At 69.2% G+C, this 10,512-nt stretch carries 11 protein-coding genes; 3 read left to right on the forward strand and 8 right to left on the reverse strand.

The window, feature by feature from the left end:
* The first annotated feature begins 177 nt into the window (after positions 1 to 177).
* Genes A5648_RS15845 through A5648_RS15855 form a run of 3 tightly spaced genes read left to right on the forward strand, consistent with a single transcriptional unit; the run spans position 178 to position 3,346 of the window.
* Entirely contained in the window at positions 178 to 1,089 is a 912-nt protein-coding gene (locus tag A5648_RS15845) for an alpha/beta fold hydrolase (protein WP_065025464.1), read from the forward strand.
* Positions 1,086 to 2,123, forward strand: coding sequence for a ferredoxin--NADP reductase (locus tag A5648_RS15850; RefSeq protein ID WP_065025465.1), 1,038 nt, complete (start codon positions 1,086 to 1,088; stop codon positions 2,121 to 2,123). The genes A5648_RS15845 and A5648_RS15850 overlap by 4 nt, the downstream gene beginning before the upstream one ends.
* On the forward strand, positions 2,120 to 3,346 hold the full coding sequence (locus A5648_RS15855; protein ID WP_109470814.1) for a phthiocerol/phthiodiolone dimycocerosyl transferase family protein: 1,227 nt from the start codon (positions 2,120 to 2,122) through the stop codon (positions 3,344 to 3,346). Before A5648_RS15850 ends, A5648_RS15855 begins: the two co-directional genes overlap by 4 nt.
* Before the next feature lie 10 nt (positions 3,347 to 3,356).
* Here the strand turns inward: A5648_RS15855 and A5648_RS15860 are convergent, their stop codons facing one another.
* The 8 genes from A5648_RS15860 to A5648_RS15895 are packed head-to-tail and all read right to left on the reverse strand — an operon-like array spanning position 3,357 to position 10,458.
* Positions 3,357 to 3,734: a hypothetical protein gene (locus tag A5648_RS15860; RefSeq protein WP_065025473.1), complete on the reverse strand. Its 378-nt coding sequence runs from the start codon at positions 3,732 to 3,734 to the stop codon at positions 3,357 to 3,359.
* A 4-nt stretch (positions 3,735 to 3,738) separates the two neighbouring features.
* The gene (locus tag A5648_RS15865) at positions 3,739 to 4,512 is read right to left on the reverse strand and encodes a hypothetical protein (protein ID WP_065025467.1); all 774 of its coding nucleotides are present in this window, start codon (positions 4,510 to 4,512) and stop codon (positions 3,739 to 3,741) included.
* 9 nt (positions 4,513 to 4,521) lie between these two features.
* Positions 4,522 to 5,235 carry a hypothetical protein gene (locus A5648_RS15870; RefSeq protein WP_065025468.1) on the reverse strand — a complete coding sequence of 238 codons (714 nt, stop codon included), beginning with the start codon at positions 5,233 to 5,235 and terminating at the stop codon, positions 4,522 to 4,524.
* A gap of 26 nt (positions 5,236 to 5,261) precedes the next feature.
* On the reverse strand, positions 5,262 to 6,230 hold the full coding sequence (locus tag A5648_RS15875) for an MlaD family protein (protein ID WP_065025469.1): 969 nt from the start codon (positions 6,228 to 6,230) through the stop codon (positions 5,262 to 5,264).
* Positions 6,227 to 7,261 (reverse strand): MlaD family protein, encoded by a 1,035-nt coding sequence (locus A5648_RS15880; RefSeq protein ID WP_065025474.1) that lies wholly within the window; start codon positions 7,259 to 7,261, stop codon positions 6,227 to 6,229. Before A5648_RS15880 ends, A5648_RS15875 begins: the two co-directional genes overlap by 4 nt.
* Positions 7,262 to 7,269: 8 nt before the next feature.
* Positions 7,270 to 8,427: an MlaD family protein gene (locus tag A5648_RS15885; RefSeq protein ID WP_234787446.1), complete on the reverse strand. Its 1,158-nt coding sequence runs from the start codon at positions 8,425 to 8,427 to the stop codon at positions 7,270 to 7,272.
* 10 nt (positions 8,428 to 8,437) lie between these two features.
* Positions 8,438 to 9,451, reverse strand: coding sequence for an MlaD family protein (locus tag A5648_RS15890; RefSeq protein WP_065025471.1), 1,014 nt, complete (start codon positions 9,449 to 9,451; stop codon positions 8,438 to 8,440).
* Entirely contained in the window at positions 9,448 to 10,458 is a 1,011-nt protein-coding gene (locus A5648_RS15895; protein WP_065025472.1) for an MlaD family protein, read from the reverse strand. Before A5648_RS15895 ends, A5648_RS15890 begins: the two co-directional genes overlap by 4 nt.
* Positions 10,459 to 10,512 lie beyond the last annotated feature (54 nt).

Consider the following 10,512-nt stretch of genomic DNA (forward strand, 5'->3'; position numbering starts at 1 on the left):
TGCTGCGTATCGCGCCGGGCATCAACCGGCGGATGGCGCAACCGTTCTCGGTGCAGACCATGGAGAAACTCGGCGCCAGGGCCCTGGACCGGCTCGGCGAGTCGCGGATGGCGGCGCTGCTGGAGGACCGCGCCCCGGTCGACGACCGCCTTCCCAGCGAGCGCAGGTAAGACGGCGATGGGCGACAACCTGTCCCGGCAGTACGGACTCGAGCTGGACTCGGAGTTGGACCACGTGCGGCTCAACGTCACCGAATGGGGACCGGCCGACGCCGATGTGACGGTGGTGCTCACCCACGGCTGGAGCATGTCGGCCCGGATCTGGGAGGACGTGGCCGCCATGCTGGTGCGGACCGACCCGGCGGTACGGGTGATCGCCTACGACCATCGAGGCCACGGCAATTCTGACCGGGTTCCGAGCGCGTCGATCGAGGTGCTCGCTGACGACCTGGCCGCGGTGCTGGACAAGCTGGTCCCGAACGGGCCGGTCGTGTTCGGCGGCCATTCGCTGGGCGGGATGACGCTGATCGCGCTGGCCCAACGGCACCCGGGGGTGGTGGCCCGGCGTGGCGCCGGGGTGGCGTTCGTCGCGACCAGCGCCGGCGACCTGCTGGGTGCGGTCCGCCGTGTCCCGGGAACCGAGCTGCTGATGCGGGCAGCCCTGGTGCCGGCGGCCCGGGTCAAGGTGCCGAGCCGTCCGCTGCTGCTGGCCCGGCAGGGCGGGCGGGGCGCTTTCGGTAAACGCCCTCGCCGGCACGACCTGAACCGGGGTGTGCTGCAGGCGGCCCAGAGCGACCCGCGGGCGGTCGCGGCGCTGGGGCGCTCCATCTTGGAGCACCGGCGCTACGACGCACTGGCCGAGTTCGTCGGCCTGAACGTGGTGGTGATGGCCGGCACCCGGGATCCGCTGACATCGCCGGTGCATTCCCGGCGGATCGCCGAGCGGCTGCCGAGTAGCAAGCTGGTGGTTTTCCGCGACGCCGGCCACTTCCTGCCTTACGAGCGCCGTGAGGCGGTCACTGCCCAGCTGCTCAACCTGACCGCCGCCGCCCGCACCGCGGCACCGGTCAGCGCGGGAGCCGCGGGATGAACGCCCGGGCACACGACCTGCGAATCTTCGAGGTGGTCAAGGAGACCGCCGAGGCCGTCACGCTGATCTTCGACGTCCCCGACGAGCTGACCGATCGGTTCGGCTACGCACCCGGGCAGTTCCTGACCGTGCGGGTGCCCAGCGGCCGGGACGGCTCGGTGGCCCGGTGCTATTCGCTGTGCAGCAGCCCGCACTGTGATGAACGGATGGCGGTCACCGTCAAACGAACCCCCGACGGTTACGCGTCAAACTGGATCTGCGACAACGTCGCCGTGGATTCGGTGCTGACGGTGCTGGAGCCGTCGGGAGCATTCGTACCCCGCTCGCTGGGCGACGACGTGCTGCTCTGCGCGGCGGGCAGCGGCATCACCCCGATCATGTCGATCGCCAAGTCGGTGCTGGTCGCGGGCGCCGGCCACGTCACGCTGGTCTACGCCAACCGGGACAGCGACTCGGTGATCTTCGACCGGCAGCTTCGTGAGCTGGCCGAGAAGTTCCCGGCGCGGTTGCACGTCGCGCACTGGTTGGTGGAGCACCGCGGTATGCCCACCGCCGCCGGTATCGCCGAATTGGTCGCGCCCTATACCGGCCGTGAGGTGTATCTGTGCGGCCCGGCGGCTTTCGCGGCGGCCACGACGGACGCGTTGCGCGGGCTGGGTGTGTCTGCGGACCGGATCCACCTCGAGGAGTACCGGTCGTTGGACAGCAACCCGTTCGTTGCGCCGGCGGCCGAGCCGGCGCCGGGCGGCGCCGCGGGCGGACCGGTAGTTCACGTCGAATTCGACGGCGATACCTACGATTTCGACTGGCCCGACCAGACGCCGCTGCTCGACGTTCTGCTGGCGGCCGGGCTGGATATTCCCTACGTGTGCCGCGAATCGGCCTGTGGCACCTGCGTGTGCTCGGTCAAGAGCGGTCGCACCCGGATGCGGCAGAACGAATCGCTGATCGACGAGGAACTCGAGCGGGGCCTGACGCTGGCCTGCCAGACACTGCCGGAGTCCGACCGGGTGCACGTCGCCTTCGACCAATGAGGTCCGGAGCGGGAGGCGTGCTGTGTACGGCAACGGTCCGCAAGCTGGCGCCGGTCGAGGCGCTCTTCGCCGGTCTGGCCACCACGGTGGCCTACACCGTCGTGGTCGAGGGCATGCTGGATACGGCCGCGCTGGCGCAGGCGTTCGACGCGGCACGTCGCGCCCACCCGGTTTTCGCCGGCCGGGTGGTGGGTACCGGCGACGGATACCACCTGGTCGTCGAGGGGCGCGGGCTGCCGCCGATTCGGGTCCGAAAGGGAACCGCCCGGCATCCGATCACTCGGATACTGGACGCCGCAACCGAATTGGCCGGCCTGGAGGTGGTGGTCGGGGCCGAGGACCACGCGGTCACGTTGCTGACCCAGCACTGCATCGCCGACGCCCGGGCGTCGCTGGGGCTGTTCGCCGAGATCTGGGCGCGCTACACCGACATCGTCGGCGGCGGGCGTCTCTCGGCGGTGGAGCCGCGGCCCATCCCTTGGTCACTGAACTGTCTGTTGGCGCAGCGCGGCATCGCGGACGAAGCGCCCGAGGAGGCGCGGGGAAGCGCGGCGCCGATGATGCCTTCGCCGGCGGTGGGCGCTCCGGGTGATCCGGAATATGCGCGGTTGCGGTTGACGGCGCCCGACACGGCGGTGCTGGCCGAGCGCGGTCGTCGCCACGGCCTCTCGCTGCACGGCATCCTGTCCGCGGGTGTCCTTGTCGCACAAGCGAAAACGGCAGGTGAGGAAGCGGTGGCCCGGCTGTCGTATCCGGTCGACCTGCGCGACCGGGTGGCCCCGCCGATCGGCGTGTTCGACGGGACCAACGTGGTCGGCTCGGCCGAGTTCAGCTGCGCCGTTCGTCCCGGCACCGCGCTGGGACCGCTGGCCGCGGCCATCCTGCGGCAGTTGCGGGCCGACCTGGCCGCCGGGGCGGTGCACCGGTCCTGGCTGCAGGTGGGCAGCCCCGCGGACCCGGCCCCGGGGGCGGCGCCCGCCATCGGGATGACCAATTGGGGCGCGGTGCCGGTCTTCGTGACCCCGCCCGGCCTAGTGGTCACCGACTTCCGCGGCGCGATCACGAACCTGCTCCCCGACCCCGCCGAATCGCTGTTTTACATCGTCAGCAGCGTCGGCGGCCGGCTCAGTGTCGAGCTCACCGTCGGCGGGGCGCAGCCGGTCACCGACGCCGAGCAGATGATCGCCGCGCTGGCCGAGACGCTGCGCGGCTTCGCCGGGTGATCGCCCGCGCTCACCGGCAGTACTGGCGGGCGGCGGTCAGCTGGCGGCGGGCCTGCGCCAGGTCGCGGGCGATCCGGTCCGGGCCGGCGGGGCGGTACGGGTTGACCCGGTTGACCTCGGCGGCCAGCGTGCTCGACCACAGCCGCAGGTCGACCGCGGCGGGACTGGTCAGGCCGAACAGCGGGCTCTGCGCGGCCACGATCTGCGCCTCGGTGCCCTGCACCGGCATGCGGCCGGGGCGAATCTGATCGAACACCGCCTCGAGGTCATCGGCTGCCGGCAGGATGATGTCGCATTCGGGGTCGTGGGCGGTGGCCGCCGGCGCGGACAGCAGGCCGACCGCGATCGCCGCCAGGGCCACCGCCGGCCCGCCCAGTCGTCGGCTCACGTCATCACCCGGTATCACCCCAGCGCGGCCAGGGCCGGATGGTGACCCGCTGCGCTTCGGGCCAGATGGCGTTGGCGGCCGGTGACGCGCAGAAGGTGTCCTCGGCCCGATAGACGTCCATGTCGACGGCGTGCAGGCCGTCTTCCTGGTGGGCGCGGCAGCTCACCGTCAGCACCCGGTGGGTAGCGGGGTCGACCCGCTCGGCTTCGATGGTCAACACGACCACCAGCGTGTACCCCGCCCCGGTCGGCAGGTAGAAGGTGAGGTCTCGGCTGTCCACGGCGCCGCCGTTGGTCACCAGGTAGCCGTCGCCGCTGGGGTAGGCGGCCTGCCCGACCATCTGGGTGCGCTCGTAGTGCAACCGGTCGCCGGGCGCCCGCCAGGTGGCCCACCGGGTGTTCGGACTTCCGTTGAACAACCGCTGCGCGATCGGGACGATCAGTTCCTCGCGCCCGTCGCCGTCGATGTCCTGCAGCCCGACCGGGCCCGGGCTGGACGGCTCCAGCAATTCGTCGATGGTCTGCACCACCTCACCGGAGCCATCGGTCACGGTGATCTTGACCGCCCTGGGCTTCGCCAGCTCGGGCAGGGCCCAGTAATTGACGGCGAACGTCAGTCCGCTGGAGTGCAGGACGCAATCGGTATGCGGCGACGGCGTTTTGGGGTTGATCAGCGCGGCCGGCTGGGCACACGGCGGCAGCGCGGGCTCGGCCGCGGCGGTGGGGCAGGCCAGGCCCGCGATCGTGACCGCGCTGAGCAGCGCCGGGAACCATTTCATGACTGCGCCTTACCGCTTCGGTTTCGGCGCCGGCGGGGTCGGCGCGGGTTCCGGTTCGGGTGCCGGTAGCTGATCGCCGCCGGTGGCCTGGCCGCCGGCGTTGGCGCGGCGAATATCGGAGACCTGCCAGTTGCCGCCGGCCTTGGCGACGTTGATCTGCAGCAGGATGACCGAAACCCGGGGCGTCGGACGCTGCAGGTTGCGGGTGGTCTGGGCGGCCGACACCACCACGTGGTAACTGTCGCCGGGCTGGGCGGTCGACTCGGCGGCCAGCACCTCCCCGGTGGAGGTGAGCTGCCCGTCCACGATGAGCTGCTTGAGCACGTCGGTCACCGCGATGTACTTGTCCTTGAGATCCGCCGACACCCCGTCTTCGACGGCGCGGAAGAAGGCGTCCGGGTCGTCGTAGCTGTAGGTCAGCGACTTCAAGGCATAGTCCCGGGCGACCTGTGCGGCGGTGTCGCGGTCGGTCTGGGCCTGCTGCAGTGCGGCGAGCTCGCCGGCGACCGACCGGTACTTGATGAACCCGAAGACCGCGCCGGCGGTGATCGCCAGCGCGGCGATCAGCACCGCCGCCGCCCGCACCCGGCGGTCGCGGTACCACGCGGCCGCGCCGCCGTCCTCGGGCGCATCGGCGGCCGGTGCCGTGGCGGCCTCGCCGGTCCCCTCGTCGACGGCCGCGGTGTCATCGACCGCCGCCTCGACGGTGGCGTTCTCACCCATGTCTGCTTCCCCTGCTCCGTTGCGGTTCACGGTTGATGCCAGTCCGGCACGTTGAGTTGGATGCGAAGTCCCCCGGTGTCGTTGAACGTGGATTCCCAGAAGTCCAGCCAATGCCCGGCGTCGATCCGGATGTCGCGCAGCGGCGCGGTCGCCGGCTGCAGCGCCTCGGCGAACGGGGCCAGCGGGACCGACATCATCTCGAGGTACTCGTCGAGCTTGGTGATCAGCCGGCCGACCGAATCGCCGGGTCCCAGCACCCGTTGCCCGGTGTGGGACAGTTCGTCGAATTCGTGGATCAGCCTGATGAACGCCGGCACCGCGCTGGGCAGCAGCGTGCCGGTCTCGCTGAACACCTTGCCGACCTCCAGCTCACCCATCCCGGTCGTCAGGGTAGACAGGTTGGCGAACAGGGCGGTCAGCAACTGCTTGTCGTCCTGCACCACCTTGGCGGCCAGCCCGGCGGTGGTGGCCAGCGAGTCCAGGGTGCCGTCGTTGCCGGCCAGCGCCTGGGAGGCGTTGCTGACGATGATGTTCACGTCGGCCGGGTTGACCGCCGAGAGCAGTGCGTTGACCCGGCCTAACAGCTCGCTGACGGTGACCCGCGGGGCGACCCGGTCCGCCGGAATCACCGCGCCGTCGCCGAAATACGGCGGTTGGATCAGCTCCGGCTTGAAGTCGATGTACTGCTCGCCGGCCACCGAGAGGTTCTCCACCGTGATCGCGCTGTCCGCGGGCACCGGGTGCTCGCGGTCCAGCTCGATCGAGACCGCCAGCCCATGCGGGGCGGTTTGGATCCCGCTGACCCGGCCCACCTTGATGCCGCGCATCGTCACCTGCGAGGTGGGCAGCAACCCGCCCGACGAATCCAGCAACAGGGTGAGCCGGGTGACCTGCCGGGTGGGTCCCATGTCGAGCACACCCAGCGACATGTAGGCGGCGCCGACCAAGGTCAGAACCGCCAGGATCACCAGGGTCGCCGAGGCGTTGAGTTTCACGGCAGCATTCCCATCGCCCGCATCGCCTCCACCGCCGCGTCGGCCTTGTCGGCGGGGTCCACGCCTTCCCGGCCGGTGGGCGGATGAAGTTCGGTGACGGTGTATTTCGGGCCGCCGTTGCCGAAGAACGGGACCAGCTTGTCGCGCACCAGGGCCACCACCTTGTCGGCGATCACCGGGATGGTGGTGTCGACGGTGGCCACCGACCCGACGAACGGCGTGATGTAAGACAGGATTTGGATGATGTCCGGGGCGAGCGGGGTCACCAGCTCTCCACCGGCCCGGCCCAGATCCTGGAAGTCGACGACCAGCTGGATGATGTTGAGGGTCACGCTGGCCAGGCCCTCCAGCTTGTGCGGACCCTCGGCGACCAGCCGGTCGAAGGTGTCGGTGTTGATGACCAGGCTGTTGCTGATGGTTTCCAGGCTGGACAGGATGCCGTTGATGGTGACCTGATTGGCGGCCAGGTCGTTGAGCACCCCGGACAGCTTGTGCTGGATCGTGGTCAACTCGGCGGGGTCTGGCGGAAACGCCTTGTTGAGGTTGAGGACGGTCTGCTGCAGGGTGCTGATCGCGCCGCCGGACACCAGGTTCGACGTCGAGCGCAGCACGTCCTCGACGTTGTCGGCCGGGGCGGTGTTGCGCAGCGGGATGGTGTCGCCGTCGCGCAGCGGCTCCGGTGCCGGGTCCTGCGGCGGGAGCAACGCGATGTAGATGTCGCCGAGCACGGTGGCCTGCCGCAGCTCGGCGCGGGTGTTCTGGGGCAGGGAGACGCTGGAGGACATGTCGACGGAGGCCACCGCGGTGTTGCCGGCCAGCTGGACGTGATCCAGCACCCCCACCTGCACCCCGCCGAAGTCCACCTTCGCCCGAGCGGGCACGTTGAGCACACTGGAGAACTCGATCTTGATCGAGTAGGCGTCGTCGGGCAGGTAGGCGCCGGGCACCCGGAGCCGGGTCGGGTCCAGCGAACACGCCGCCGTCACCGCGATGAGGAAGATGCCCAGCAGCCCGCCGGCGGCGCGGATCACTTTTCGGGTCATGACAGCGCCGCCCCGAGGATGAGGTCGGTTAGGCCCAGCGTGACCGGATCCGACGCGGTGTCCGCAGCGCACGCCGCCGCGCTGCCAGGGGTGTTGCGCGCCCGCAATTGTTCGCAGATGGCGCCGGCCTGGGACGGCGAGATCGCTACCTGCGGCGGGATATACGTGACGTTGTGGGTGCCCCAGGCCGGCTCGTAGATGTCGGAGAGCCAAGTGGAGAACTGCGGCCAAGAGTTGATGATGGCGAGGATGTGCGGGGTGTAGGCGCCCAGCAGATCCCTGATCCAGGGCACCAGCTTGTCGCTGATGTTGTGGTACACCCGGGGCGCGAACCGGTTCAACGTCTCGACCAGGATCGGTAGCGCGTGCACCAGGTGGTGCAGCGCGCCGGCGAAGTTGTCCGAGAGTCCCTCGATCAGCGCGGCGGTACCGGGCAGGGTCTGCACGACGGTGCTGAAGGTGTCCCAGTGGGCGAGGAAGCCCGCGGAGATGATCCGGCTGTTCTCGAACAGCTTGCGGTAGTCGGCGTCGGCCTTATACGGATCGCCGAGCATGGTCTCCAGATTCCGCAGCGTCTGGTTGAGCCCGGGCCCGGTGCCGGCCAGCGACCGGCTGGCCGCGCTGATCGCGTCGTTGATCGCCTGCACACCGGGCGCGGCGGCCGGGTCCTGGCCCTTGTCCGGCCCGAGGATGGCATCGGTGAGTTTGCCCAGGGCGGAAAAGGTTTCGCTGACACCGATCGGGGTCTTGGTGGATTGCAGCGCGATGCATCCCGGGCCGGCGAACTTGGGACCGCCGTCGTAGGGCTTGGTGAGCTCGACGTGCCGGTCGGTGACGATCGACGCCGAATAAGTGACCGCACCGACGTCGGCGGGCAGGTCGAGGTCGCCGGCCACGGTGAAGTCGACTTCGACGTGATCTACCTTGTTGCTGACCGCAGTCACCTTGCCGACCTCGATGCCCAGCAGCGTCACTTTGTTGCCTGGATACAGCCCGACCGCGTCGGTGAACTCCGCACACATCGCCCGGGTATTGCTGATGGCGGGCAGCACCAGCTTGGCGGCGGTGACCGTGGCGGCCGCGATCACCGCCACCACGGCCACGGCTACCAACAGCGCCGCCCGGGAGCGTAGCCGGTTGTCGATCGCAGACATACTTCTCATCTCAGCAGTGCTTCATGATGTTGGGCAGGCACAAGTCCTGTCCGGGTGCCAGCCGGTTGTGCTCGTCGAAGACGACTCCGTTTCCGCTCAGCATCGGCCAGACGATCTGCAGGATCTGGCCCAGTTCGATGGCGGCCGCGCCGAGCCGGTCGGGGTGGGCGAACAGGGTGTCGAAGATGTCGTCGATGCCGTTGACGACAGGCGCCACCTCGCGGCCGTAGAACGTCATCAGGCGGTCGACGACGCGGGCCAGCTCGTCGAGCAGGGTGAAGAACTCGACGATGTCGACCGATTTGGAGGTGTACATGGTGCCGATTGCGGCGAACTGTTCGGCCAGCGCCACCAGCTGCCGCCGGCCGTCGACGACGGCGTTCAGGGTGTTGTTGGTGAAGTCCAGGCCGCGATGAAAGTCGGCGGTGCTGCGCCGTAGCGCGGTGGTCAATTGCTCGGCGGACTTGATGACGTCACGCAGGGCGTTGGGGTAGTTGTTGGCCGCGTTGGCGACTTCGCTGAAGGTGTCGTGGATGACCTTCCCGTCGACTTCCTTGACCAGCGGGGTGGCCGCTTGGATGATGTCGTTGATCTCGAACGGCGTGGTGACACGTTGCGGGGGAATCACGTTGTGTCCCAGCGGCACCGAACCGTGGGGATCGAGGGCCACGTAGTGGCCGCCCAACGGGGTGAGCAGCTTGATGTCCAGCGTGGACTCCGAGCCGACCGGCACCCCGCGTTTGACGTCGAAGGTCATCTCGACGACGGTGCGATCCAGCCGCACCCCGGTGACCTTGCCGACCGGGACGCCGGCGATGCGGACCTCGTCGCCGGAACGCACCCCACCCGAGTTGGGCAGGTGGGCGGTGTAGCCGGTCTGGCCGGTGGGATTTAGGTAGGCCAGCCCGGTGGTCGCCAGCGCGACAATGATGGCCACCAGGCCGATGACGCCGTTGCGCCGGTTGCGCACCGCCGCGGCGTGCTCGTCGAGCACCCGTTGCGGTCTCCTGTCGAAGAGTCTCATTTGCAGATCACCAGGCTCTGTTCGGCGAACGACACCTGCCCGATCCCGGGCAGGTTGACTTCGCCGTGCGAGCAGATGTAGGTGGCCTCAGCGTCTTCGTCGGACACCAGCGAGTTCCGCATACCCTGGATCATCGACGGCACCAGCGAAAGCCCCGCGATGATGGTCGGGGTCTGCGGGAACATCCGGCTCATCAAGTCGTAGGCCGGAACGGTGGTCCCGTCGAAAGTGCGCTCGGCGTACTGCAACACGTGGACGAGGTTGCGTAGCAGCGGCAGCTCGGTGTCGATCGAGGTGGAGAACTCCTGGGCCTTGGACGAGAACTTGCCCAGCACGTCGTTGAGCACGGCGATCAGGGAGAACAGCGGCCCGGATTTGCCGCCCAGGTCGGCCGAGACCTCGGCCAGATTGTGCAGCAGCACGGTCAGCACCGCCTGGCGGTCCACGGTCAGCTTGGCGATGGCGTCGAGGTCGCGCAGCACTGGCCCGATCCCGGATTCATCCCCCTGGATCAGCCGCAGCAGGTTCTCGCCGAAGAGGTTGAACTGGGCCGGGTCCAGGGTGGCGAAGATCGGCCGGAACCCGTTGAACAGCTTCGCCACATCGAACGACGGGATGGTCCGTCCGAGGCCGATGGTGCCGCTGGCCGCCAGCGGGTTCGCCGGCTGATCCGGTTGCACGAGTTCCACGTAGCGCTGCCCGAGCAGGTTCTGGTAGCGGACGGCGGCCGTGGTGTTCTCGAACAGCGGGTGTTCGACCAGCGCGGTGAAGTCGACCTTGGCCACCCGACCGTCGAGCCGGATCGCCTCGACCTTGCCGACCTGCACACCAGAGATCCGCACGTCGTCACCGGCGAGCAGGCCGGACACATCGGAAAAGGTTGCGGTATAGCGGGACACCGCGCCGCTGACCGGGCTGCGTAACGCGGTCAGCACAATCAGCGCGCACACCGTAGCGACGGTGGTAAACACCGTCAGCCACAGCACCGCTTTGGATACCGATCTCACCGGCCACCGCCTTGCCCCGGCCCGGCGGGCGTGTCGGGCAGCGCGGCCGCCAGC

The sequence above is a fragment of the Mycolicibacter sinensis genome (assembly GCF_001673565.1).
In the GTDB taxonomy this organism is placed as follows: domain Bacteria; phylum Actinomycetota; class Actinomycetes; order Mycobacteriales; family Mycobacteriaceae; genus Mycobacterium; species Mycobacterium sinense_C.